The sequence below is a fragment of the Streptomyces sp. NBC_01481 genome, assembly GCF_026339995.1.
Lineage (GTDB): Bacteria > Actinomycetota > Actinomycetes > Streptomycetales > Streptomycetaceae > Streptomyces.
In genome coordinates this window covers 208,537-232,983 of sequence record NZ_JAPEPT010000006.1, presented here as the reverse complement: position 1 = coordinate 232,983, position 24,447 = coordinate 208,537, and the positions used below count along the sequence as shown (strand labels likewise).

Annotated in this window: 25 protein-coding genes and 2 pseudogenes; 14 read left to right on the top strand and 13 right to left on the bottom strand. The window is 70.2% G+C overall.

The features are described from left to right. Positions 1-114: 114 nt before the first annotated feature. Positions 115-606, bottom strand: a complete 492-nt coding sequence (locus tag OOK40_RS30890) for an Lrp/AsnC family transcriptional regulator (protein ID WP_266488118.1) — start codon at positions 604-606, stop codon at positions 115-117. Between the two features lie 70 nt (positions 607-676). Between OOK40_RS30890 and OOK40_RS30885 the strand changes: the two are divergent. Next, positions 677-772 (top strand): annotated as a pseudogene (locus OOK40_RS30885) (transcriptional regulator); the annotation flags it as partial. 104 nt (positions 773-876) lie between these two features. Here the strand turns inward: OOK40_RS30885 and OOK40_RS30880 are convergent. Next, positions 877-2,235 carry an FAD-dependent oxidoreductase gene (locus OOK40_RS30880; protein WP_266488116.1) on the bottom strand — a complete coding sequence of 453 codons (1,359 nt, stop codon included), beginning with the start codon at positions 2,233-2,235 and terminating at the stop codon, positions 877-879. 139 nt (positions 2,236-2,374) lie between these two features. On the opposite strand from OOK40_RS30880, the gene OOK40_RS30875 reads away from it, so the two are divergent. Then, complete coding sequence (locus OOK40_RS30875; RefSeq protein WP_266488115.1) at positions 2,375-2,950, top strand: DUF6214 family protein; 576 nt, start codon at positions 2,375-2,377, stop codon at positions 2,948-2,950. A 24-nt stretch (positions 2,951-2,974) separates the two neighbouring features. On the opposite strand, the gene OOK40_RS30870 is transcribed toward OOK40_RS30875, so the two are convergent. Continuing rightward, positions 2,975-3,649, bottom strand: a complete 675-nt coding sequence (locus tag OOK40_RS30870) for a DUF305 domain-containing protein (protein ID WP_266488113.1) — start codon at positions 3,647-3,649, stop codon at positions 2,975-2,977. Positions 3,650-3,828: 179 nt separating this feature from the next. On the opposite strand from OOK40_RS30870, the gene OOK40_RS30865 reads away from it, so the two are divergent. Beyond that, positions 3,829-5,343 (top strand): LVIVD repeat-containing protein, encoded by a 1,515-nt coding sequence (locus OOK40_RS30865; protein ID WP_266488110.1) that lies wholly within the window; start codon positions 3,829-3,831, stop codon positions 5,341-5,343. Here the strand turns inward: OOK40_RS30865 and OOK40_RS30860 are convergent. The 6 genes from OOK40_RS30860 to OOK40_RS30835 form a co-directional block, all read right to left on the bottom strand. Beyond that, positions 5,316-5,984, bottom strand: coding sequence for a TetR/AcrR family transcriptional regulator (locus OOK40_RS30860; RefSeq protein WP_266488108.1), 669 nt, complete (start codon positions 5,982-5,984; stop codon positions 5,316-5,318). The two genes, OOK40_RS30865 and OOK40_RS30860, sit on opposite strands and share 28 nt — an antisense overlap. Before the next feature lie 193 nt (positions 5,985-6,177). Then, entirely contained in the window at positions 6,178-6,873 is a 696-nt protein-coding gene (locus OOK40_RS30855; protein ID WP_266488106.1) for an HAD family hydrolase, read from the bottom strand. A gap of 19 nt (positions 6,874-6,892) precedes the next feature. Further along, complete coding sequence (locus OOK40_RS30850) at positions 6,893-7,579, bottom strand: phosphatase PAP2 family protein (RefSeq protein ID WP_266488104.1); 687 nt, start codon at positions 7,577-7,579, stop codon at positions 6,893-6,895. A 34-nt stretch (positions 7,580-7,613) separates the two neighbouring features. Continuing rightward, on the bottom strand, positions 7,614-8,549 hold the full coding sequence (locus tag OOK40_RS30845; RefSeq protein ID WP_266488101.1) for a M56 family metallopeptidase: 936 nt from the start codon (positions 8,547-8,549) through the stop codon (positions 7,614-7,616). Positions 8,550-8,658: 109 nt separating this feature from the next. Beyond that, complete coding sequence (locus tag OOK40_RS30840) at positions 8,659-9,207, bottom strand: DUF5134 domain-containing protein (protein WP_266488099.1); 549 nt, start codon at positions 9,205-9,207, stop codon at positions 8,659-8,661. A 119-nt stretch (positions 9,208-9,326) separates the two neighbouring features. After that, positions 9,327-9,713 carry a VOC family protein gene (locus tag OOK40_RS30835; protein ID WP_266488097.1) on the bottom strand — a complete coding sequence of 129 codons (387 nt, stop codon included), beginning with the start codon at positions 9,711-9,713 and terminating at the stop codon, positions 9,327-9,329. Between the two features lie 297 nt (positions 9,714-10,010). Between OOK40_RS30835 and OOK40_RS30830 the strand changes: the two genes are divergently transcribed. Next, positions 10,011-10,562 carry a GNAT family N-acetyltransferase gene (locus OOK40_RS30830; protein ID WP_266488094.1) on the top strand — a complete coding sequence of 184 codons (552 nt, stop codon included), beginning with the start codon at positions 10,011-10,013 and terminating at the stop codon, positions 10,560-10,562. A 6-nt stretch (positions 10,563-10,568) separates the two neighbouring features. Here the strand turns inward: OOK40_RS30830 and OOK40_RS30825 are convergent, their stop codons facing one another. Then, the gene (locus OOK40_RS30825) at positions 10,569-11,270 is read right to left on the bottom strand and encodes a glycerophosphodiester phosphodiesterase family protein (protein ID WP_266488093.1); all 702 of its coding nucleotides are present in this window, start codon (positions 11,268-11,270) and stop codon (positions 10,569-10,571) included. Between the two features lie 345 nt (positions 11,271-11,615). Here OOK40_RS30825 and OOK40_RS30820 point away from each other — a divergent pair, with 345 nt between their 5' ends. The 4 genes from OOK40_RS30820 to OOK40_RS30805 all read left to right on the top strand — a co-directional run bounded on the left by OOK40_RS30820 (position 11,616) and on the right by OOK40_RS30805 (position 15,782). Beyond that, positions 11,616-13,022: a DUF6421 family protein gene (locus OOK40_RS30820; protein WP_266488091.1), complete on the top strand. Its 1,407-nt coding sequence runs from the start codon at positions 11,616-11,618 to the stop codon at positions 13,020-13,022. Positions 13,023-13,048: 26 nt separating this feature from the next. Then, positions 13,049-13,804 (top strand): SDR family NAD(P)-dependent oxidoreductase, encoded by a 756-nt coding sequence (locus OOK40_RS30815; RefSeq protein ID WP_266488089.1) that lies wholly within the window; start codon positions 13,049-13,051, stop codon positions 13,802-13,804. Then, positions 13,801-14,871 (top strand): low specificity L-threonine aldolase, encoded by a 1,071-nt coding sequence (locus OOK40_RS30810; RefSeq protein ID WP_323136139.1) that lies wholly within the window; start codon positions 13,801-13,803, stop codon positions 14,869-14,871. The genes OOK40_RS30815 and OOK40_RS30810 overlap by 4 nt, the downstream gene beginning before the upstream one ends. Positions 14,872-15,080: 209 nt before the next feature. Further along, positions 15,081-15,782, top strand: coding sequence for a B3/4 domain-containing protein (locus tag OOK40_RS30805; protein ID WP_266488086.1), 702 nt, complete (start codon positions 15,081-15,083; stop codon positions 15,780-15,782). A gap of 165 nt (positions 15,783-15,947) precedes the next feature. On the opposite strand, the gene OOK40_RS30800 is transcribed toward OOK40_RS30805, so the two are convergent. Beyond that, on the bottom strand, positions 15,948-16,670 hold the full coding sequence (locus tag OOK40_RS30800) for a 1-acyl-sn-glycerol-3-phosphate acyltransferase (RefSeq protein WP_266488085.1): 723 nt from the start codon (positions 16,668-16,670) through the stop codon (positions 15,948-15,950). 160 nt (positions 16,671-16,830) lie between these two features. After that, positions 16,831-16,920: pseudogene (locus OOK40_RS30795) on the bottom strand (DUF4395 family protein); the annotation flags it as partial. A gap of 61 nt (positions 16,921-16,981) precedes the next feature. Between OOK40_RS30795 and OOK40_RS30790 the strand changes: the two are divergent. The 6 genes from OOK40_RS30790 to OOK40_RS30765 all read left to right on the top strand — a co-directional run bounded on the left by OOK40_RS30790 (position 16,982) and on the right by OOK40_RS30765 (position 23,369). Then, on the top strand, positions 16,982-17,383 hold the full coding sequence (locus OOK40_RS30790) for a thioredoxin family protein (RefSeq protein WP_266488083.1): 402 nt from the start codon (positions 16,982-16,984) through the stop codon (positions 17,381-17,383). A 195-nt stretch (positions 17,384-17,578) separates the two neighbouring features. Next, positions 17,579-18,085, top strand: a complete 507-nt coding sequence (locus OOK40_RS30785) for a flavin reductase family protein (protein ID WP_266488081.1) — start codon at positions 17,579-17,581, stop codon at positions 18,083-18,085. Between the two features lie 189 nt (positions 18,086-18,274). Further along, positions 18,275-19,060, top strand: a complete 786-nt coding sequence (locus OOK40_RS30780; RefSeq protein WP_266488079.1) for an electron transfer flavoprotein subunit beta/FixA family protein — start codon at positions 18,275-18,277, stop codon at positions 19,058-19,060. Positions 19,061-19,118: 58 nt separating this feature from the next. Next, entirely contained in the window at positions 19,119-20,081 is a 963-nt protein-coding gene (locus OOK40_RS30775; RefSeq protein WP_266488077.1) for an electron transfer flavoprotein subunit alpha/FixB family protein, read from the top strand. A gap of 153 nt (positions 20,082-20,234) precedes the next feature. Next, positions 20,235-21,533, top strand: a complete 1,299-nt coding sequence (locus tag OOK40_RS30770; RefSeq protein ID WP_266488075.1) for an aldolase/citrate lyase family protein — start codon at positions 20,235-20,237, stop codon at positions 21,531-21,533. A gap of 72 nt (positions 21,534-21,605) precedes the next feature. Continuing rightward, positions 21,606-23,369 carry a serine/threonine-protein kinase gene (locus OOK40_RS30765; RefSeq protein ID WP_266488072.1) on the top strand — a complete coding sequence of 588 codons (1,764 nt, stop codon included), beginning with the start codon at positions 21,606-21,608 and terminating at the stop codon, positions 23,367-23,369. On the opposite strand, the gene OOK40_RS30760 is transcribed toward OOK40_RS30765, so the two are convergent. Further along, positions 23,355-24,341 carry a LacI family DNA-binding transcriptional regulator gene (locus tag OOK40_RS30760; protein WP_266488536.1) on the bottom strand — a complete coding sequence of 329 codons (987 nt, stop codon included), beginning with the start codon at positions 24,339-24,341 and terminating at the stop codon, positions 23,355-23,357. The genes OOK40_RS30765 and OOK40_RS30760 overlap by 15 nt on opposite strands. Positions 24,342-24,447: the final 106 nt, after the last annotated feature.

Genomic DNA, 24,447 nt, shown 5'->3' with positions numbered 1-24,447 from the left:
TCCTCGGACGGGGGATGCTCACCACGCTAGAGAGGGTGACGCACAGCAACAAGACGAATGAGTTGCGTGCACTCGCAACTATGTTGCGTCTCCGGGGCCCGGAGCCACCACTTGTTACGTCATCTCCGGCGAGATGCGTCCGGTTCCGGCCTCGGGGCTGCTCGGCAGCAGGTGGTTGAGCACGATGAAGCTGTTGGTGGCCTTCACGAAGGACTCCGACCGGATGCGTTCCAGGACGTCCTCGAAGTGCGCCACATCCAGCGCCCTGATGTGCAGGATCGCGTCCGCCCGGCCCGTCACCGTCACGGCCGACTGGATCTCGGGGTGATTGCGGACCACCTCCGCCAGCCTTCGCGGCGGAGCGGCGTCGTCGCAGAACACCTCCACGTACGCCTCGGTGTGCCAGCCCAGCGCCGAGGGTTTCACCACGGTGGTGAAACCGGCGATCACCTCTTGCTCCCGCAGCCGGTCGACCCGGCGTTTCACGGCGGGCGCCGAGAGGCCGATGGACACACCGATCTCCCGCAGGCTCGCGCGGGCATCGGCCATCAGCGCCGCGATGATCTTACGGTCGAGTTCGTCGAGCTCAGCTCCGCGCCGGGACATGAGGCAGCTCCTTTCGGTCCGCGGTGATCCTGCCACCCGCCACCGCTCGGCGCCCGCGCGGCACTGCCTTCGGGGCACGGCCAAGATGAACGGGCCGCGGCGCGAGGACCTGGACGCACGGTTCCCCGGGCTGCTGGACAGCGCGCTCGCGGCGGCGGAGGACCAGGTCCTGTCCGGCCGATCCTGCCGGGCTCGATCGACCGGACAGGACCAGGCTCTCAAGCCCGTCCGGCGTCCGAGGGCATGCGGCCGAAGGCCGCCCCCGTCGGCTCACCCGCCCCGCACGCCCGCTGCCGTCAACAGCCCCGACCAGTCAGGGATCTTGACGGACCGCCGGCCCAGCGTCCGCCCCAGCGCCGCCTCGGCCACCTCGATCGCCAGCCAGCCCGGCCACTGGACGGGACGGTGCCCGGACTCCCGCAGCACGGCGAGCGGATCCGCCGCGACCGGGAGCAGTGCCAGCGCCGCCGCGTCGTCGAGCAGCGAGTTCACCGTCTCCTTGGCGCACGGCCTGTTCGTGCCGATCACCCCGGTGGGCCCCCGCTTGATCCAGCCCGCGACGTACTCGCCGGGCGAAGCAACCCCGTCCCGCAGCACCCGCCCCGCGGCATGCGGCACCGTGCCGTGCCGCTCGTCGAAGGGCAGCCCGGGCAGCGGCACACCGCGGTAGCCGACCGCCCGCAGCACCAATTGCGCCTCGATCTCCTCGTACGCCCCGGTGCCCCGCACGCCCCCCTCGCCGTCCGGAACAGTGCGCTCGAACCGTACGCCGCCGACCCGCCCCATCCGCTCCAGCAGCTCCACCGGACGCAGGAAGAACCGCAGATGGATGCGCCGCTCCCGGCCCTGGGAGGGCTGTACGGCCCAGCCGCGTACGACATCGAGGTTGCGCCGGTTGACCGCGGGCAGCGCGGCCGCGGCCGGGGCGTCCTCGTACGCCGGATCCAGAGCCAGGTCATCGGGCTCGACCATGACGTCCGCCGAGGGCAGCGTGCCCAGTTCCCGCAGCTCCTTGGTGGTGAACTTCGCCTGCGAGGGTCCGCGCCTGCCCACCATGTGCACCTCGCGCACCTGGCTGAGCGCGAGCGCTCCGAGCGCCGCCTGCGGAACGTCGGTGGGGCGCAGCTCGTCCGCGCCCCGCGCCAGGATCCGGGCCACGTCCACGGCCACGTTCCCGACGCCGATCACGACGGCCGAACGGGCCGCGAGCGCAAAGCCGTTGCCCGCCGCGTCAGGGTGCGCGCTGTACCAGGACACGAAGTCGGTGGCCGAGTGGCTGCCCGGCAGATCCTCGCCGGGAATGCCGAGCCTGCGGTCCCTGGCGGCCCCTACGCAGTACACGACCGCGTGATAGAGCTCCAGGAGCTGCTGCGGCCCGAGCCCGTGCGCCCCGACCTCCACATTGCCGATGAAGTCGATCCGGTCGTGCTCCAGCACGGTGCGGAGATTGTTCTGCAGCGACTTGATCTTCTCGTGGTCGGGCGCGACCCCGTAGCGCACGAGTCCGTAGGGGCAGGGGAGCCGGTCGAGCACGTGGACCCGCACATCCGGCACCCGGCTCTGCTGGACGAGATCCTGCGCGGCGTAGACCCCGCTGGGTCCCGATCCGACAACGGCGACGCGAAGCACAGCTGCGCTCCTTCCCGCAGGGGACTCCAGCATCGCACCGGGGTGCGGGGCTGGGGAGATGAGCTGACGGGGTGCCTTGGTGCGGTGCGGCGTGCGTGCCGCGGCGGAAGCGGACTATTTGGCTGGTTACGTGTTAATTGTGCAAGAAACTACGTTTCTTACCAGTAATGATCAGTATGGCCCGAATGGGGCGCTGCCCTACCCGCCCGTCTGGGAGCTGCAGGGCGCCGGGAGGGTCACCTCGGAACCCGGCGGCCACGCGATCCGGCCGCCCTGGTTCAACGTCCGGCTGGCCTTCGCCGACGGCGCCCGTATCGATGTACTCGCCGTCGTCGACGACGGGCGGATCGCCATCGAGGACCTGCGGGCCGACCCACCGCTGCCCCTGGAGAGCCTTGCGGTGCTCGCCGACCGGATCGAGGAGCCCCTCGAAGACGCCTGCGGGGTCACCGAGCGGCTGCCCGAACCGCCGGTCGAGGCGGCACCCTCGCGCGGCTCCCCGGCCCGCCGTCGCCGACCCGTCGTGGTGCGCGGCAGCGCCGGCCGACGGCTTGCCGCCGACGCCTACCGGGCCGCGCAGCTGGAGGGGCGCGACCCCGTGCTCGCGGTGATGGCCGTGACCGGACGCAGCCGCCGCAAATCGCTCCGGCTCATCGCGGGCGCCCGGGACGAGGGCTATCTCGCGCCCCGCCACAACCGCCGCCGTACCCGCTGAGTCCCTGCCCCTCGCGGCTGTCCGTCACATCGAGCGCATCCGGTTGATCTCGCTGGTCTGCTGGGCGATCACATCGTTGGCCATCTCCTCGATCAGGACGTTGTTGCCGTCCGAGAGGACGTCGGTGGCCATGGTGAGCGCGCCCTGGTGGTGAGTGATCATCAGTTTCAGGAAGAGTTCGTCGAAGGCGGTGCCCTTCGCGGCGCGCAGCTGGGCGAGTTGGGCGGCGGTGGCCATCCCCGGCATCGCCGCGTGAGAGTGGTCGTGGCTGCCCGGTCCCCCCTTGCCCTTGTCCGCTCCGTTGGTTTTCAGCCAGCCCGCCATCGCGGCCATCTCCGGCTTCTGTGCGGCCGCTATGCGCTCCGCCAGTCGCTTGACCTGCGTGGATCCCGCCCGCTCCGGTGCCAGGGCGGTCATCTGCAGTGCCTGGCCGTGGTGCGTGATCATCATCTGCGCGTAGGAGAAGTCCGCCGAGTTGGGGGAGTCGTCGGGGGCGGCCTTCCCGGCCTCTTCGGCGGAGAGTGTCCTGGCCGGTTCGCCCGGCTTGCCGGGCGCCACCACTGATGGTCCGGCACCCCCCTTGGCCTTGTCCGGAGCGCCGGAGTCCGACTCGCAGGCGCCCAGGGCGAGTACGGCGACAGCGACCGCGCCAGCGAGGACCGGTCTGCGGACACGCGCGGTCCTGTGACGGTTCAACACGGTGACCTCCTGTGGCACTTGGGTTGTTCGGGGACGGTCTTAGCACTCTTCCGCACGTGGTTGATCAAGGACTTTCATTAAGTCTCTGTTGCCATCTGTTGAGATGTACATGGAAAGGAAGATACTGCCGGGGTCCGTCAACCGTTCAACTGCGAACGGATACAAGGGAGGACACCTCAGTGACCCTGTTGCACACCACCCGAGTGCGGCGCAGACGGCTGGGCGTGGCGGCAGCCGCGGCCGGGCTCCTCGCCACCCTGCTGACGGCCGGACCCGCGGCCGCCACGCCGGACCCTGGGGACACCCCCGCCCAGGCAGCGATCTCGTCGGAACAGGCCGCCGCCACCAAGTCGGCCATCCAGAGCGGCGAGATACCCCCTGTGGACGCGGTCGTCCACAGCGACAACATCGAACACCTCGTCAACATCCCCAAGGACGCCCTCAAGGGCACCAACTCGGACCTGGCCTTCCAGGGCAAGTACGCCTACGCCGGCAACTACGACGGCTTCCGGATCCTCGACATCAGCAACCCCAAGGCCCCCACGACGGTCGCGCAGGTCCTGTGCCCGGGATCGCAGAACGACGTCTCAGTCTCCGGTGACCTGCTCTTCCTCTCCACCGACTCCTCGCGCAGCGACAACTCCTGCAGCAGCACCTCGCAGCCCGCGACGGAGAAGTCGTCCTGGGAGGGCATGAAGATCTTCGACATCAGCGACAAGCGCAACCCGAAGTACGTCGCGGCCGTCGAGACCGCGTGCGGCTCCCACACGCACACGCTGGTGCCGAAGCGCCGCAACGTCTACATCTACGTGGCCTCGTACTCGCCGAACGCCACCTTCCCGGACTGCCGGCCGCCCCACGACGGAATCTCCGTCATCAAGGTGCCGCGCAGGTCCCCCGAGAAGGCGGCCGTCGTCAACTTCCCGGTGCTCTTCCCGGGTGAGGGCCCCGACGGGGGCGGAAACCCCGGCGGGCCCACCAACCCCGGCGTCTCCAAGACCACCGGCTGCCACGACATCACGGTGCTCCCCTCCAAGGACATGGCCGCCGGTGCCTGCATGGGTGACGGCATCCTGTTCGACATCGAGGATCCGGAGCACCCGAAGGTCATCGACCAGGTCCAGGACAATGTGAACTTCGCGTTCTGGCACTCGGCGACCTTCAACCAGAAGGCCAACAAGGTCATCTTCACCGACGAGCTCGGCGGCGGCGGCGCGGCCACCTGCAACGCCGCGATCGGTCCGAACCGCGGCGCCGACGGCATCTACGACATCGTCGGCAGGGGCGAGAACCGCAAGCTCGTCTTCCGCAGCTACTACAAGATCCCCCGGCACCAGGCGGACACCGAGAACTGCGTGGCCCACAACGGCTCGCTGATCCCGGTCAAGGGCCGCGACATCATGGTCCAGGCCTGGTACCAGGGTGGCGTCTCCGTCTGGGACTTCACCAACTCCAGCAAGCCCAGGGAGATCGCCTACTTCGAGCGTGGCCCGCTCAGCGCGGACACGATGGTGAGCGGCGGCTCCTGGTCGGCGTACTACTACAACGGCTACATCTACTCGAACGACATCGCCAAGGGCTTCGACGTGCTGAAGCTCGACGACCGGCGGACGGATCCGGCGAAGCGGGTGCGGATGGACGAGCTCAATGTCCAGACCCAGCCCGACTACTTCGACGACTTCGACCGCGACTGAGCAAGCGGCTCGAGAACGGTGTCATCAAGGGTTCCGCCGGGCGGCTCGTCGTCCGGCGGAACGCCGAGCTCCCACTCCAGCCCGTATCGCTGGAACAGCTCCGCGCGCAGTCGCGACGGCGGCATCGGCACGCCGGGCAGCAGGATCGCGAAGACCGCTCCCATCAGCAGCGCCCGCAGCAGCGGATAGTCGGCGTCGACGTTCTGCGAGCCGTACCGCTCCACCGTGCCGCGCAACAGCGCCGCCAGACGCTGCTGCTCCGGGCACTGCCTGAACCCGTCGGCCTGCAGCACCCCCGACATGTGCGTACGCATCAGTACGGGATGGTCGACCGCCAGCCCGAGAATCGCGTCGATCGCCCGCGCCAGCCGCTCCCGTCCGTCGTCGGTGCGGGGCTCGCGTTCCAGTGCCGCATCGAGGGTGAGATGCATCAGGCGATGCACGGCCGACTGCAGGAGCTGTCGTTTCCCTGGGAAGTAGTACGAGACCAGGCCGCGCGCCGAGCCCGCTCTGTCGGCGATGTCGCCGAGCGTCGTGGCTTCGTATCCGCGCTCTCCGACCAGCTCCACGGTTGCCTGGAGAAGCCGCTCCCGGGAACGCCGACGAAGCTCTTCATTGACCGATGCGCTCCGCGGGGACATGCTTAACTCCTGCGTTGACTGGCTCCGAGCCAGTATACTCAACGTGTCCCGCTGGGAGGTCTTCAGGGCCTGGTCAGCGGGGGTGCTGCCCGAACCGGGCGACGCGGGGGATCGTCCGGTTTGGGTAGCTTTGGCGTGTCTTGAGCGTGGTCCTGTGCGTCGTTTTGTCGCCTTTCGTAACCCTGTGCCCCTTTCACTCGACGAGTCCGAGTACCGGCAGCAGGCCCGCCGGCCGGTCCGCGACCGGAAGATGGTCCACGAAGTGGACAGCGCATCCCAGATCCGCGGCCCCGCCGTCCGCGCGCCGGTCGTCGCCGACCATCAGGACATCGGCCGGGTCCTGGCCCAGCGCCTCGCAGGCCGCGCGGAAGAGCCGTATGTCCGGCTTCTGCACTCCGTGCTCGTACGACAGCACATACGCGTCCACCCACAGGTCGAGGCCATGGGCACGGAAGACAGGCCGCGGGTCCCAGCCGATGTTGCTGACCACTGCGATGCCCACGCCCCGCTCCCGCAGCGTGCGCAGCACCTCGGCAGCGTCGGGGTAGGGGCGCCAGGCGGCGGGCGTCATATGACGTTCGTAGAGCGCGTCGTACAGACCCGGGTCGGGCAGCTCCACCTGGCGGGCGAGCCCGGTGTAGGCGGCACGGTGCCGCTCCGCGCTCTCGTCGCGGGTCGCCCACAGTTCGGCGAGCCGGGAGGGCATCCGCTGCGGGTACGAACCGCCCGGCAGCGCCCCGGCGGCCGCCAACTGCTCGGCGTACCTGTCCAGTTCGGCCTCGGACTGACGGCTGCCGCGTTCGTCCAGAACCGCCTGCAGCCAGTCCCGCACCGACTCGATGCGGAAGAGGGTTCCGGAGAAGTCGAAGAGCACACCCTTGATCGCCATGACCGCGATCCTTCCGGGATCAGCGTTCCCGGGACAAGACCACACGTTCGTACACCGCGATGGCAAGGGCCACCCAGCAGGCGCCGAGCAGCCAGCCGCCGAGTACGTCGGAGGGCCAGTGCACGCCGAGGTAGAGCCGCGTGAAACCCACCCCTGCGACGGACACGGCTGCGGCCACGACACTCACCTTCCAGAGCAGGCCCCGGCCTCCGTACCGCCTGAGCAGCCACAGCAGCAGCCCGCAGGTGACCATGGCCGTCATCGCATGGCCGGAGGGGAAGGCGGCGTAGTGCGCCGTGGCGACCGGATCGGACCACCGCGGCCGCTCGCGGCCGACGGCGGCCTTGAGCCCCTGCTGGACTTGGGTGCCCACCGCGCTCGTCAGCGCGATCCACGCGGCGAGCAGCCACTGTCTGCGCCACAGCAGCCACAGGACCGCGACGGCGATCAGCGCGCGCATCGTCCACGGGTCCCAGACCCAGTCCGTGAGCACCCGGTTGACCCGGGTCAGCCCTGGCTCGGCCACCGCCGAGCGGTGCAGTGCGTCCGTGATCGTCCGGTCGAAGGAGATGAGGGGAGCCCACGGGATCGCGACCAGGGTCAGCAGCAGCGCCGCGAGGGCGCCGAGCACCGCTGCCACTCGGGCGGCTGCCGAGAACGGGACGGGCGCCGGCGGGGTGGGCTGTGCTGGGCGCGGGAGATGCATGGGGAAGATCTTCGCCGCCGACGGCCGCATACGGCTATCCCAGCGCGCGCAGTCCGGGCACGAAGGCCACCAGCAGCGGGACCACCGGAACCAGTGCGGCGGCCGCCGTCAGCCGCAGCCGCCTGCCCGCGGTCAGCCGCGGCACCGGCATGAGCAGCCGGTTCACCCGCTGCGGCAGCTGGGCGTCGGGGGTGGGGCAGGGCCCGAACACCCCACGGTCCTCGTTGAGTTCGACCAGCGCCAGCGCGATCGTCAGCCGGCCGAAGCGCCGGGAGGCGACATCGTCGGCGGCCAACTCGACCAGGCGGTGCATCTCGTCGCGGAACGCCGCGAACACCGGGATCTGCGGAAAGCCGTAGGCGAGCGCGGCGGAACAGTGCAGCAGCCAGTCGTGCCTGGCTCGCGCGTGCCCCTGCTCGTGCGCCAGTACGGCATCGAGCCGGCGGCCCTTCAGCCGGCGCAACGCGGCCGTGGTGATGACCAGTTGGGGCGCGGCTCCCGGCAGCCACCAGGCGTCGGGCCGCTCGCCCTCCAGGACGACGAGCGGTTCGCTGCCCGGCTCCTCGCCCGGCATCAGGGGGGAGCGCACGAGCAGTTCCGTGCGCCGCCGCTTGCGCCGGACGTGGGACCGGTAGATCTCCCGGGTGAGCATCGCGCCGGTCCACAACCCGCAGGCGGCCAGGATCACGGCGAGGACGGCGGAGTACGGTTCGCCCGCGCCGAGGGCGTACGCCTCCATCACGCGGTGCGGCGCGGACGCGAAGACCTGGCCGCGTACGAGCTGCCAGGCCGCTGCCGCGCTGAAGGTCATGGAGAGGGCGAAGCAGAGCAGTACGGCCGCCACCACGCACTGCCAGACCCACAGTGCCACCACGGGCTCCCGCTCCGGCCAGTCGGCGCGCGACACGAGTCGCGGGGCCAGGACGGCGGCCAGTGCGCCGAGACCCAGCAGCACGAGGGAGACCAACATGGTGTCAGCCTATGAGCGCGGGGCTACTTGCGGGTATGGCCGCGCGTCCCAAGTGACGTACGACACGGTTTCGGTGTCGTGTGCCCGCGGAGGCTCACAGAGGCGGGACTCAGAGCGTGAGCAGCATCGCCAGCATGGCGAGGCCCATCGCGAGTCTGCAGGCCGGCGCCAGTTCGGGACGGGCGCCCAGGGAGACTGCCGCCGCGCCGCCCGCGGGGGGTGCCGGAGGCACCAGCCGGACGCCCGAGCGCAAGACATACACGGTGTAGTACGCCAGCAGTCCGCCGGTGAGCAGGGGGATTCCGGCGGCCTGATGCCCGGCGTGCGCCCCGGCGCCCGACGGCATGGCCACCGCCATATAGACCATCGCGAGTGAGCCGACGAGATGGTGCAGATGGTGAGTGCTGCGCCGGGAGGGTAAGAGGGCGCGCAGCGCGGCGGCGCCGAACACCGTCGCGTACATCACCCACACCCACCGGGGCAGCGCGAACACGGCAGCAGGCACCGCCATCGCCGCCATCCCCAGCCCCATCATGGCCTCGCCGCAGGCAGCCTCGCGCGCCTGACCGGAACAACTGCGCATCCGCACCAGGCAGTAGGCGCCGGTCGCCCCGCACAGGGTCACGAGCAGCCAGCCGGACACCGCGGGTCCGTGCACGGCGTACCTCCCCCTCAGACTGAGTCAAGGGGGCGATGCCCGGCTCCCGAGAGGCCTACGCGAGCGCACAGGGGTGCGCAGGGAGCACGGACGGTGGTGCGAGCGGGCGCACGCGGCCGTCAGGGCCGATGGCGCAGCGGATGATCGGCGGGGACCTCGACGATCGCGATGCGGTGCCCGTCCGGGTCGGCGATCCACATCTCGATCAGCCCCCACGGCTCACGCACCGGCGGCCGCAGCACCTCGACGCCGAGCCCGGAGAGCTCGGCGTGCACGGCGGCCGCGTCCTCGACCTGGAGCCACAACAGCACGGTCGGCGACGGGGCGTCCGCAGAGCGCCCCGACACCTCCAGAAAACCGCCGCCGAGGAAGTAGACCGTGCCCCGCTCGGGGCCGGTGCCGAACTCGCGGTAGACCGGCAGGCTGAGCGTCTGCCCGTAGAAACGCCGGGACCGCTCGGGGTCGGCGGGACGCAGGAGGATCCGGCTGCTGAGCACATGAACCATGGCCGAACCCTAGGCCGTGTCTGACAAATAGCGGCGTCCGCCCGCAGGGCGGGGTGCGCGGCGTCCGGTGCGTGCAATCGCAAGGCGGAGGATCATCCTCGTACTGGACGTACTTGGATGACTCCGACAACGCAGCGAGTGTGCGTGCCGGACGCCGCGCACCAGGCGAGATTTGTCAGACACGGCCTAGGTCCTTCCGGTCGACGAGCCCGGCAAGATCGGCCGGACAGGGCCTGGATCGGGAGGCCCGGGTTAGTCTCGGGGCACTTGTAGACAGTCGAGAGGGGAGCCCACTTCATGGACACCGCACCACTCCGGGACTCCGGCGAGCTCACCTACCGTGACGCGGTCGAGGCCGATGTGCCGGCGCTCGTCCCGCTGATCGAGTCCGCGTACCGAGGTGACGCGAGCCGGACCGGCTGGACCACCGAGGCGGACATACTCGACGGCCGGCGCACCGACCCGGAAGGCGTCCGCGAGGTCATCACCGCCTCCGGCAGCACCCTGCTCGTCGTGGAGCGCGACGGTGAGCTGATTGCCTGCTGCCAGCTCGAACACCGCGGCGAGGCCGCCTACTTCGGCATGTTCGCCGTCCGCCCCGAGCTGCAGGGCGGGGGCCTCGGCCGGCGGATCATCGCCGAGGCGGAGCGCAGTGCGCGCGAGCGCTGGGGTGTGAGCGAGATGCACATGACCGTGATCTCGGTACGGGACGAGCTGATCGCCTGGTACGAGCGGCGCGGTTACCGCCGTACGGGAAAGCTGAGCCCCTTCCCGTACGGCGACGAGCGCTTCGGTATCCCGCAGCGCGAGGATCTCGCCTTCGAGCTCCTGGTGAAGGACCTGCCGTAGAGGGCTTCAGGCCGTGAAGCGGCCGGTGCGCCGGATCTCGGGGAAGTCGGTGGTCGCGCCGTCGAGTTCGAGCGCGCGCACCAGCCGCAGATGGTCCTGGGTGTTCACGACCCAGCCGATGACCTGAAGTCCTTCGGCGTGCGCGTGCTCGACGGTCTCCAGGGTCAGCCTGCGGATGTTCAGCGCGAGCGCGGCGGCGCCGACGGTCTTCGCGCGGTCAGCGATGTCGGCGCCCCAGCGGCTGGCGACCAGCACGGTCCGTACGCCCGGCACCATGCTCCCGATCTCGGCGATCGCGCCGTCGTGGAAGGACGACACCTCGACACGGTGGACGAGATCGCGGCGGAGCATCACCTCCGCGAGCGCCCGGGCGGCGGCCACGTCCTTGATCTCCACCTGGAGGGGGGCTCGTACGGCGTCGAGGACCTCGTCGAAGACCGGCACCCGCTCGCCGCCGCCCGCGTCGAGCTCCCGCAGCTCGGCGAGGGTCTTGTCGGCGATCGGTCCGTTTCCGTCGGTCGGTCCGTTTCCGTCGGTCGTACGGTCCACGTCCGCGTCGTGCATGACGACGAGCGCGCCGTCCTTGCTGAGATGCAGATCCAGTTCGATGGCGTCCATGCCGGACTGTTCGGCACGGATGAAGGAGCGCAGGGTGTTCTCCGGCTCGACGCCCATGACCCCGCGATGACCGATGGTGAGGAAAGTCAAGATTCTCTCGCTTCCGTCGACTGCGGCTCCCGCGCGGCGCATCCCGGCAGCCGCACGGCAAGCTCGCAGCCTAATGGCCCGCCTCCGCGAAGGGACCGCTCGCGCGCGGGGGAGTGGAGTGCTCCGCTCTGCCCATCGCGACGCCCGCGGGCCCGTCGGCGTCGCAGTGGCGTGAACCGTGTCACCCGCCCGTGGGCGCGTCATGCCCGGGTTGACGGGCGTCGGCCGCAAAACCTCCGGTGATCATGTGGTGGGGCAGGATAATTTCCCAAAGCTTCACTTGTACGGGAGAACCATGCACAGATACGGTGTCTTGACGCGAGGTTCTCCTGTGGAGGAAGTGACATGACGGAAATTCTTGTGCAGGATCCAGCAGTAGGGGGCATACCGAATGCTGCCCCTGCTGCCCCGGTGATTGAGCACCCGGCCTGGCCGAAGCTCAAGAGTGCCGTCGAGGAGATCCGCCCCTGGCAGTCCAAGGACGGCTCGATCGACTTCGACGCCGAGGGCGCCCCCGCCCGTGTCACCGTGGAGGCCGCGCTCGACCGCGTGATCGACGCCGTGGAAGAGCTGTCCCCGCTGCTGCCGCACGATGCCGCCTACCACCGCGCGCTCGTCGCCGATCTGCACAAGTGGGCCGACAGCACCTTCACCGTCCCCGACTTCCTGGACTCGCTGCTCGCCTTCCAGCCTGCCGCGGCGCGAGTCGACGGACTGCAGCATCTGGTCCTCTTCCCCATGTACACGCAGAACGGCAACCCGGACCGCAACTTCGAGGCGGTCGTGCTGCGCATGGTCTGGCCCGAGTGGCTCGCCGAGCTCGAGCGCACCCGCTACGACAACCCCCTCTTCTGCGGCATCACCTTCGAGGACTTCACCGCGGGCTACGACACCAACTCCGCGGTGCTCTTCCCGGAGACGATCGCCGTGCGCGAGGCCCCCGAGCGCTTCACCTGGGGCGGCATTTTCTGCGACCGCGAGGCGGCCCGCTTCCGCGCCGTGACCGAGGAGGCCGTGCACGTCCTCGGTCTCGAACTCCCCGAGGACATCAGCGAGATGGTCGCCGACCAGTCGCGCTGCGAGCAGGCCTTCGTGCTCTGGGACATGGTCCACGACCGCACCCACAGCCATGGCGACCTGCCCTTCGACCCCTTCATGATCAAGCAGCGCCAGCCGTTCTGGATGTACGGCCTGGAGGAGCTGCGCTGCGACCTCACCGCCTTCAAGGAGGCCGTGAAACTGGATGCCGAGGGCAACCGGCACGGCCGCGACGTGCAGTACGCGGTGCTCTTCGACCGGATGTTCCGCTTCCCGGTCTCCGGCGACCGGGTGCGCAACTACGACGGTCTCGGCGGCCAGCTGCTCTTCGCGTACCTCCACAAGCACGAAGTGGTGCGCTGGACCGACAACAAGCTGAAGATCGACTGGGACCGCGCCCCGCAGGTCACCAACGAGCTCTGCGCCGAGATCGAGAAGCTCTACCGCGACGGCATCGACCGTCCCAAGCTCGTGCACTGGTTCGCCGCGTACGACCTGGTCTCGACGTACCTCGCGCCGCACCCCGGCTCCCGCTGGGCCAAGGGTCCCGATGCTCTCGATCTGACGCAGCCGCCGCGCAAACTTGTCGACGACGTGCTTCCTGACGAGTTTCCGCTCAGCATGTTCTATGAGGCGCTCTCCAAGAAGCTGAAGAACGTGATCGCCTCCACCAAGGGGATCACCGCGGCGAGCGTCGAGCAGGCAGCCGCGTGAGCACTCGTACCCAGGAGGCCAGGTCTATGAACACCAACGGCAACGGGGCGCTGGACGGTGCCGTGATCGCGGTGGCCGGAGCGGCCGGTCCTGCGGGCCGCGCCACCCTGCTCAAGCTCGCCGACGCCGGGGCGATCGTCGTGGCCTCCGACGCGGACACGGCCCGCCTCGCCGAGGCGGTCGACGCCGCCCGCTACGCGCACGGCGGAGCGACCGTCACCGGCGACACGGTCGATCTGCTCGACCTGGCCGCGACGCGGGACTGGGTGAACCAGACCGAGAAGGAGTTCGGCCGCATCGACGGCCTGGTCCATCTCGTCGGCGGCTGGCGCGGCAGCGCCACCTTCGCCGAGACCGAACTGGCCGACTGGACCTTCCTGGAGAAGCTGCTGATCCGTACGGTTCAGCACACCTCCCTCGCCTTCCAGGAGCCGCTGCAGCGCAGCGACAGGGGCCGCTTCGTACTGGTCAGCCAGTCCGGGGCGAGCAAGCCCACTGAGGGCAACGCCGCCTACGCCGCATCCAAGGCCGCAGCCGAGGCCTGGACGCTCGCCCTCGGCGACGCCTTCCGCAAGGCGGGGGGCGAGGACGGCCCCAAGGCTGCTGCTGTCATCCTGATCGTCAAGGCACTCGTGCACGACGCCATGCGCGCCGAGCGCCCGAACGCGAAATTCGCGGGCTTCACGGACGTGGCTGAACTGGCCGAGGCCATCGCCGGAGTCTGGGACCGGCCCGCCCGGGAAGCGAATGGACAGCGCCTGTGGCTGACGCCCAAGCCGTGACACCGCCGAAGACCGACGCCCGACGCCATCACGACCCAGCGGTACGGGGCTTCGCCAGCGACAACTACGCCGGCGCCCACCCCGAGATCCTGGCTGCGCTCGCGCTCGCCAACGGCGGTCACCAGGTCGCTTACGGCGAGGACGTGTACACCGAGCACCTCCAGCGGGTCATGCACAGCCACTTCGGCTCGACGGCCGAGGCCTTCCCGGTCTTCAACGGCACCGGCGCGAACGTCACAGCGCTCCAGGCGCTCACGGACCGCTGGGGCGCGGTGATCTGTGCCGAGTCGGCGCACATCAACGTCGACGAGGGCGGGGCGCCGGAGCGGATGGGCGGGCTGAAGCTGCTGACCGTACCGACTCCGGACGGCAAGCTCACGCCCGAGCTCATCGACCGGCAGGCGTGGGGCTGGGACGACGAGCACCGGGCGATGCCGCAGGTCGTGTCGATCACCCAGAACACCGAACTGGGCACGGTCTACACGGTGGAGGAGATCCGGGCGATCGTCGACCACGCCCACGGGCACGGCATGAAGGTCCATCTCGACGGGGCCCGGATAGCCAACGCGGCCGCGTCGCTGGATGTGCCGATGCGCGCCTTCACCAACGCCGTCGGCGTCGACGTCCTGTCCTACGGCGGCACCAAGAACGGCATGCTGTTCGGCGAGGCCGTGGTCGTCCTCAACCCGGACGCCGTGAGTCATATGAAGCATCTGCGCAAGCTGTCGATGCAGCTGGCGTCCAAGATGCGCTTCGTGTCGGTGCAGTTGGAGGCGCTCCTCGCCCGCGATCTGTGGCTGCGCAACGCCCGGCACGCCAATGCCATGGCCCAGCGGCTGGCCGACGGCGTACGCACCCTGGACGGTGTGGAGATCCTTCATCCCGTCCAGGCCAACGCCGTCTTCGCGCGTCTGCCGCACGATGTGAGCGAGCGGCTGCAGAAGCGCTTCCGCTTCTACTTCTGGGACGAGGCGGCCGGCGATGTCCGCTGGATGTGCTCCTTCGACACCACCGAGGACGATGTCGACTCCTTCGTCCAGGCGCTGAAGGAAGAGATGGCGCACTAGCGCGAAGCTTGCACACGTATGTGGCCGGCCGGAAAGTCTTTGACTTCCGGTCGGCCACTTTCTTGGGTTCGACCTGGTCCAATGAGATGGACTGTCTGGTGCTCTATGATGTACCGCATCCGGTCGTGCTCGACGCCCCGAGGTCCGGCGTCCGGGCCAGGACATCCGCCGGAACTTGTACCCAGCCGAACTGTGAGGCACGAAGAATCATGACGCTCACGCTCACCGTGTCCGACGAGGTCCGGGCGATCGCGCCCGGCTTCACCCACGTCGCCGTCGAGGCCCGCGGTCTGGTCAACGGGCCCAGCAGCGCGGACAGTTCGGCGCTCCTGGACGACGCCGCCCGCCGGCTCGCCGAGCGGCTCGGCGCGCGCGCCCCGCACGAGGACCCGCACATCGCCGCCTGGCGCGAGGCGTACGCCGCCTTCGGCGCCAAGCCGTCGCGCACCCGCAACTCCGCCGAGGCGCTCGCCAGGCGGGCGCTCGCGGACGGCGGCCTGCCGCGGATCAATCTGCTGGTCGACGCCTACAACGCGGTCAGCGTCGCGCATCTGATTCCGGTCGGCGGTGAGGACACCGACCACATCAAGGGCGGGATGAGGCTGCTGCGCGCCACGGGCGACGAGCCGTTCGTCACCGTCGCGGGCGGCGAGGAGACCGTGGAGCATCCGGAGGCGGGCGAGGTGGTCTGGTGCGACGACGAGGGCGTCACCTGCCGGCGCTGGAACTGGCGTCAGGGCGTACGGACCCGGCTCACCGAACAGTCCGTGAACGCGCTGTTCCTGCTGGAGTCCATGGCCCCCATGACGATCGGCGAGCTCGGGGCCGCAGCCGCCGAACTCGCCGAGTCGCTGGAGAAGCTGAGTCCCGGGGCGCGGATCACGGTCCACCCGCCCCAGCCCCAGGTGTGACGTCTAGGTCCTGTCCGGCCGATCTTGCCGGGCTCGCGAGCCCTGGCACGGCACCTCGCTGCGTTGTCGTCAGTCGCCTACGCTCCGCGTGGGCTCCATCCTCCGCCTTGCGATGCACCACGCCAGACCCCGCTCCCTGATCCGGCCTGATCGACCGGACAGGACCTAACCGGCCTCGCGGACCTCGGCGGGCGTCGGCGCCGTACCCCCGAGGTGCGCGGGCACCCACCAGGTGTCGCTCGCGTCCTTGGGGCGTACGGGATAGGCGCGCTGCGCCGCTTCCAGAAGCTCCTGCACCCGCTCGCGCAGTCGGCGCGTGATCGCGCCCGCGTACTGGTCGGTGGGAGCCTCCACCGGCTCGCCCACCCGGATCGTCACGGGGATGTGGCTGCGCTTGAAGTTGCGCGGGCGGCCCTTGGTCCAGATCCGCTGCGTACCCCACAGCGCCATCGGGATCAGCGGTACGCCGGCCTCCTGGGCGAGACGGGCCGCACCCGACTTGAAGGACTTGAGGGTGAACGACTGCGAGATCGTGGCCTCGGGGAACACGCCGATGATCTCGCCGGCGCGAAGCGAGGCCAGCGCGTGCGCGTAGGCCTGCTCGCCCTGCTTGCGGTCCACCGGGATGTGCTTCATTCCGCGCATCAGCGGGCCGGAGATCTTGTGCCGGAAGACCGACTCCTTCGCCATGAAGCGCACCACGCGCTTCTGGGGGAGCGCTGCGAGGCCGGTGAAGACGAAGTCCAGGTAGCTGATGTGGTTGCTCACGAGCACAGCGCCGCCCGAGCGCGGGATGTTCTCCGAACCCTGAGTGTCGATCTTCAGGTCCAGCGCCTTGAACATGGTTCGAGCGGCGCCGATGACCGGCCGATAGACGAGCTCTGCCATCTGGAGAAGACCCTTCTGTTGTGCCCGGGGAGGGTTCTCCCGGCGGAAGTTACGCAGCCGTAGGTTTTCGGCATTGGGCAGATCGTGCCCCATGCGCGGCGTGCTGACCAGTCCTGAGGCCTGAGGCGGGCGAGATTCTTCTCACGTCCTTCTTGTCACATCATGACCGGACAGGCGCGGCGCGGCGCAGTAGCAGAAACAGCTCACACCCCAGGCAGTACCCGAATACGGCGTTGAGGAACGCGGCGGCGCAGCCGATCGGCGGGAGCGGTGCGGGGTTCTTTGCAGTCTCGTGAATGCTGGTGTCTGGGATGACAGGACTGGTGGTGCTCGCGGCGGCGAGCGCCTTCGGCGGGTGGCAGCAACGCAGCGGAGGGAGGCTGAAGGTGCGCGGACGGGATGCCGGCAGACGGCTCGGCGCGGACGAACTGGGTGCCGAGCTCGGCGAGCGGGCGACGCTCGTGCAGTTCTCCAGTGCCTTCTGTCAGCCGTGCCGGGCCACCCGGCGCACCCTCGCCGAAGTCACCGGCATGGTCGACGGAGTCACCCATGTCGAGATCGACGCTGAGGAGCGGCTGGCGCTGGTCCGGGAGCTCGGCATTCTCAAGACACCGACCGTGCTGGTGCTCGACGCGGACGGCCGTATCGTCACCCGCGCGTCGGGGCAGCCCCGCACGGCGGATGTCATCGCCGCACTGGGGCAGGCGGTGTGACGCCCCGTGACACGTGTCGCACATCGTGGAACGCGCTTGACTGCACCCGCCATGCATCGTCACGCTGACGCAGTGCCTTCAGAACTCCTTCTCCACGGGCGGGCTCATGTGGACCTCGCCCGGAACGCGAGCGCGCGCTGTCCGGCTGTGTGAACAGCCACCGCCGCCCCGCTCGCATCCCTCCAGAAGGACACCATGACGGCCTCGCCCGAACTCGGCACTCCTCAGCTGGCCTCTCCCGACCTGCTTCGCTCCGTCTTCCGGCAGCATGCCGCGGGCGTCGCGGTGATCACCGCCCAGGGTGAGAACCCCGTCGGATTCACCGCCACGTCTCTGAACTCTGTAGCCGCCGAGCCCCCGTTGATCTCCTTCGGGGTGGGGGCCTCGTCCTCCAGCTGGCCGGTCATCGCCCGGGCCGAGCACATAGGCGTCCACATACTCGGCGAGCACCAGCGCGATCTGGCCGCCACCTTCGCCCGCAGCGGCGCCGACCGCTTCGGTCCGCAGACCTCCTGGCGCACCGGCCCCGAAGGCGTGCCCGTTCTCGACGGCGTACTGGCCTGGCTGGTGTGCCGGATCATCAACCGTGTCCCGGCCGGGGATCATCGCATCGTGATCGCCGAGGCCGTCGTCGGCGACCCCGCGGGAGCCGGCCGTCCGCTGCTCTATCACCAAGGACGTTTCAATGCCCTCAGGGAGTGAGACTTTCCGGTTACGCAGCGTTGGCAAGGTCACAGTACTAAGCGCTTGCATATGGGGAAGGAGCTGGGTGTACTGACGAGTAATATTTCGTTCGGTGCGCGGCCAGCCCCGACCGGGATCCGCCCAGTAAGGCGCCTATGCTGCCAACAGAAGGCAGCTCAATAGAGACGATGCAGTAGGAGAGCCGGCGTGAGCTTGAGGATCGTTGTCTGTGTGAAGTACGTGCCCGACGCCACCGGCGACCGGCACTTCGCCGATGACCTGACCGTCGACCGCGACGACGTCGACGGCCTGCTGTCGGAACTGGATGAGTACGCGGTCGAGCAGGCGCTGCAGATCGCCGACGAGGCGGACGACGCGGAGATCACCGTGCTGACCGTCGGTCCCGAGGACGCCAAGGACGCCCTGCGCAAGGCGCTGTCCATGGGTGCCGACAAGGCCGTCCACGTCGAGGACGACGACCTGCACGGCTCCGACGTCATGGGCACCTCGCTGGTGCTCGCCAAGGCGATCGAGAAGACCGGCTACGACCTGGTCATCGCCGGTATGGCGTCGACGGACGGCACCATGGGTGTCCTCCCGGCGATCCTCGCCGAGCGGCTGGGCGTCCCGCAGGTCACGCTGCTCTCCGAGGTCTCGGTCGAGGACGGCGTAGTCAAGGGCCGTCGTGACGGTGACACCGCGAGCGAGCAGCTCGAGGCGTCCCTGCCGGCCGTCGTGTCCGTGACGGACCAGTCGGGCGAGGCCCGCTACCCGTCCTTCAAGGGCATCATGGCGGCCAAGAAGAAGCCGGTGGAGTCCCTGGACCTGGAGGACCTCGAGCTCGACGCCGACGAGGTCGGCCTCGAGGGCGCCTGGACCTCGGTGGACTCGGCTGCCGAGCGTCCGGCCCGTACCGCCGGCACGATCGTCAAGGACGAGGGCGAGGGCGGCAAGCAGCTCGCAGAGTTCCTCGCGAGCCAGAAGTTCATCTGAGCTTCGGCCACTTCCCCAACCGCCCCCAGACACTTCGCATTCGCAGGAGAGCAATCCCATGGCTGAAGTTCTCGTCTACGTCGACCACGTGGACGGCGCCGTCCGCAAGCCCACCCTGGAGCTGCTGACCCTGGCCCGCCGCATCGGCGAGCCGGTCGCCGTCGCCCTCGGCTCCGGCGCCGAGGCCACCGCCCCCGCCCTCGCCGAGCACGGCGCGGTGAAGGTGCTGACCGCCGACGCCCCCGAGTTCGCCGACTACCTCGTCGTGCCGAAGGTGGACGCGCTGCAGGCCGCGTACGAGGCCGTTTCCCCGGCCGCCGTGCTCGTCCCGTCCTCCGCCGAGGGCAAGGAGATCGCGGCCCGCCTCGCGGTCCGTATCGGCTCCGGCATCATCACCGACGCCGTCGACCTCGAGGCCGGCGACGAGGGCCCGGTGGCCACGCAGTCCGCGTTCGCCGCCTCCTTCACCACCAAGTCCCGTGTCTCCAAGGGCACTCCGGTCATCACGGTCAAGCCGAACTCGGCCGCCGTGGAGGCCGCCCCGGCCGCGGGCACCGTCGAGGCCCTCTCGGTCTCCTTCTCCGAGAAGGCCACCGGTACCAAGGTCGTCTCCCGCACCCCGCGCGAGTCGACCGGCCGCCCCGAGCTGACCGAGGCCGCGATCGTGGTCTCCGGCGGCCGTGGCGTCAACGGTGCCGAGAACTTCCACATCATCGAGGCGCTGGCCGACTCGCTCGGTGCCGCCGTCGGCGCCTCGCGTGCCGCGGTGGACGCCGGCTGGTACCCGCACTCCAACCAGGTCGGCCAGACCGGCAAGTCGGTCTCCCCGCAGCTGTACATCGCCTCGGGCATCTCCGGCGCGATCCAGCACCGGGCCGGTATGCAGACCTCGAAGACCATCGTGGCCGTCAACAAGGACGCCGAGGCCCCGATCTTCGACCTGGTCGACTACGGCGTGGTCGGCGACCTGTTCGAGGTCGTCCCGCAGCTGACCGAAGAGGTCAACACCCGCAAGGGCTGACCTGCGCATGTCTTGAGCGGCCGGGGCCGCGCGGTGTTGGTCACCGCGCGGCCCCGCCGTCATTCGGGCGACCATTGACGCAGGTAGTCACCGCCTATTAACTTCGCTATACGGATTATTGATTCCGTGGAGCGGAAAACAGGAGGGTACGGGATGGGTCAGCAGGAGAAGGTGGCAACGAGCCTCGCCGGCGCGGTCAGCGAGGGCATCAGCGCCTCCCTCGCGCCGGTGGACGCGGAGCTCGCCCGCCGTTACCCGGGAGACCCCGGCACGCGCCAGCCCGTCCACACCGTCTACGTACCCGGCGACGCCTTCGCCGCCGACAGCATCCGCTCCTGGGGCGACCAGGCGCTTGCCGCGCTGGACGAGCACGCCCCGGACGCCGCGTCCTTCGCCGCCGTCCTCGGCCTCTCCGACGAACTCGCCGCCCCTGTTCACGACCGCGTACGGGCCAAGCTGGAGCGCGAGCCCATCGAGGATCTGCGTATCGACTTCGAGGACGGCTACGGCGGCCGTGGCGACGCCGAGGAGGACGCGCACGCCGCCCGCGCCGCCCGGCTGATCAGCGAGGCGTACCGGAACGGCACCGCCGCCCCGTACATGGGTATCCGTATGAAGTGCATGGAGGCCGCCGTACGCGAGCGCGGCATCCGTACCCTCGACATCTTCCTCACCGGTCTGATGGAGGCCGGCGGCCTGCCCGGCGGACTCGTGCTCACGCTGCCCAAGGTGACGTATCCGGAGCAGGTGACCGCGTTCGTCCGGCTGCTCGAAGCCTTCGAGAAGGCCCGCGGCCTGGAGGCGGGCCGCATCGGTTTCGAGATCCAGATCGAGACCAGCCAGTCCATCCTCGCGGCCGACGGGACCGCGGCCGTGGCCCGGATGATCGACGCCGCCGAGGGCCGGGCCACCGGACTGCACTACGGCACCTTCGACTACAGCGCCTGCCTCGGCGTCAGCGCCGCCTACCAGGCCAGCGACCACCCGGCAGCCGACCACGCGAAGGCCGTCATGCAGGTCGCCGCAGCGGGCACCGGCGTACGCGTGTCGGACGGCTCCACCAACGTCCTGCCGGTGGGCAGCACCGAGAAGGTCCACGACGCCTGGCGGCTGCACTACGGCCTGACCCGCCGCGCGCTGGCCCGCGCCTACTACCAGGGCTGGGACATGCACCCCGGCCACCTGCCGACCCGCTACGCCGCCGTGTTCGCCTTCTACCGCGAGGGCTTCGAGCAGGCCGCGGCACGCCTTCGTGCCTACGCCAACCACGCGGGCGGCGACGTCATGGACGAGCCCGCCACCGCCAAGGCGCTGAGCAGCTATCTGCTGCGCGGCATCGACTGCGGCGCCCTCGACACGGCCGAGGTGGCCCGGCTCACCGGTCTGACCCGTGCCGATCTGGACGGATTCGCCGCGCCGCGCCGCGGAGACCTCACTGCCACAGCCAAGTAACAACCGCCCGAAGCTGTCACCGCTGCCCCTTACCCTGTACGCGACCAGAGTCGCAACAGGATCGGGGCAGCGGTGTCTTCGGGGGAGAACGAGCGGATCGCCGGCCGCTACCGGGTGATCGAACAGCTGGGCCGCGGCGGCATGGGCGTCGTGTGGCGGGCCCTCGACGAGGTGCTCGGCCGTGAGGTCGCCGTCAAGGAACTGCGCACCTACACCGACTCCTCGGGCCCCGAACTGGCCGACCTGACGGTGCGTATGCAGCGCGAGGCCCGCGCCGCCGCGCGCGTACGCCACCCCGGGGTCATCGCCGTCCACGACGTCGCCGAGCACCAGGGCCGCCCGGTCATCGTCATGGAGTTCATCGACGGCCCCTCGCTGGACGATGTGCTGAGCGAACGCGGCGTCATCGACGCGCGCGAAGCCGCCGCCATCGGCGCCAGGGTGCTGGGGGCGCTGGGCGCCGCCCATCGCGCCGGCGTGCTGCACCGCGACGTCAAGCCCGGCAATGTGCTGCTCGAAGGTGGGGGTACCTCCCATGCCGAAGGCTATGGGGGAGGCCGGGTGGTGCTCACCGACTTCGGCATCGCCGCGATGGACGACCCGGGCGACGGTTCCACCACCCATCTGACACGCAGCGGCGAACTGGTCGGCTCGCTCGACTACTTGGCGCCCGAACGCGCCCAGGGCCAGGCGCCCGGACCGGCCTCGGACATCTGGGCACTGGGCGCGACTCTGTACGCGGCTGTCGAGGGCTCCGCCCCCTTCCGCCGCACCTCCACCTGGTCGACGCTGAACGCCATCGTCGTGGATCCGCTGCCCGAGCCGCGCCGGGCCGCGGCGCTCGCACCCGTACTGCGGCAGCTGATGCACAAGGACCCGGCGCAGCGACCCGACGCGGACACCGCGGCCCGCCTGCTGACCGCGGTGGCCGAGGGCAAGGACACCGCCACATCGACCGTGTCGCTCGGTTCCGCGGTGCCTCCGGCGCCGGACCCGTCGACCCGGGTGCCGACCGAGCTCAACGAGATGCCGCACCGGCCCGAGGGCTTCGGGCCCGCTGTGCCGCAGGCCCCGCCGGGGCCCGCCGCCGCTCCGGCCGCGCATGCCCCGGCTCCCGCGTCCGGCCGCCCTGGTCGAGCGCGGGCCCTGGTCGCCGCCGGAGTCCTCGCCGTCCTGCTCGCCGGAGGAGGCGTGACGTACGCCCTCGTCGGCCGGGGCGGGGACGGCACCAAGGGCAGCGAGCTCGCGGGCGGCCGGGGCGAGAGCCCGGCCGCCGGTTCCAGCGCACCCGGGGAGCCCGGCGGGAGCCCCACGAACGGGAAGCAGAGCCCGAGCGGCAAGCCCACCGACAAGGGCGCCACCAAGTCGGCCTCGCCGTCAGCGAAGCCGCCGGCGCCGGGCACGGTCTCCGGAGGCTCCGACTCGGGTACCACGGGCGGCAGTTCGGCCACCGGGGGATCCTCGGGCACCACCAATGGGTCGACCGGCGGCTCCAGCACCACGACCACGGGCGGCGGTTCGACGACCGGCGGCGGTCCGGCCCCGACCCCCGCGGCCGCCTGCCACGCGATCGGCGCCGGGAAGTACAACTGCGAGGTCTGGCGCACCGCGAACTCGTACACCGCGTCCGGCACGCGGGTGGGCACGCTGAACGCTGGCACCAACTACTTCTACTGCCAGCAGAATCTGGGCCGCCGCGAGACCTACGGCCAGTGGACGAACGTCTGGTGGGCCAAGACCGACGACGACAGCGGGAACGCCGATGTCCTCGTCAGCGACGTCTACATCAAGGGCGGCGACAACGACGAGCCGGTGCCGGGCCTACCCGTCTGCTGACGGCGGGATCTCGCCCGAACCGCGCGGGATCAGCACTGTGTCCAGCGCCACCTGCGAGGGTGCGTCGTCCGCGCCGTCGAGACGCCGGAACAGCCGCTCGGCCGCGGTACGTCCCAGCGTTGCGGCGTCCTGGGCGATGACCGTGATGCCCAGCAGATCGGCCAGCTCGATGTCGTCGAAGCCGACCAGGGCGACCGGCCGCTCGCGCTCGGCCAGCGCCCGTACCGCCGTCACCGTCACCCGGTTGTTGCCCGCGAAGATCGCGGTGACCGGGTCGGGACCAGTCAGCATCGCGGTTACGGCGGCCCGCACCCGCTCCGGCGCGGTGGAGCCCAGCGACACCCAGGACTCGTCCACCGTGAGCTCGGCGTCCTCCATGGCGGCGCGATAGCCGCGCAGCCGCTCGACGGCCGTGTGGATACGGGGCTGGTCGCCGATGAAGCCGATACGGCGGTGCCCGTGCGCGATCAGATGGGCCACGCCCGCGCGGGCGCCGCCGAAGCTGTCGGAGAGCACCACATCGGCGTCGATCTGACCGGGCGGCCGGTCCACGAACACCGTCGCTATGCCCGCCTTGATCTCGGGCTCCAGATAGCGGTGGTCATGACCTGCGGGAATCACGATCAGCCCGTCGACCCGGCGGGCGCACAGCGCGAGCACCAGCTCCTGCTCGCGGTCCGGGTCCTCGGCGCTGGAACCGTTGATCAACAGCGCGCCGTGCGCGCGGGCGACCTCCTCGACGGCGCGGCTGAGCGGGCCGTAGAAGGGGTCGGCGAGATCTTCGAGGACGAGCCCGATGGAGGCGGTGCGGCCCTTGCGCAGGACGCGCGCGCTGTCGTTACGGCGGAAGCCCAGGGACTCGATGGCCTCCTGCACCCGGCGCTCGGTGTCGGGGGTGACACCCGGTTCGCCGTTGACCACCCGGGAGACGGTCTTGAGGCCTACGCCCGCCCGGGCGGCGACATCCTTCATGGTGGGCCGATTGCCGTAGCGGGGCTCGGGGCCTCTGGGGCGCCCGGGCGAAGCCAGGGGATCGTCGGTCTCGGCCACAGTGCGCTGTCCTGTCGTCGTCGGGTGT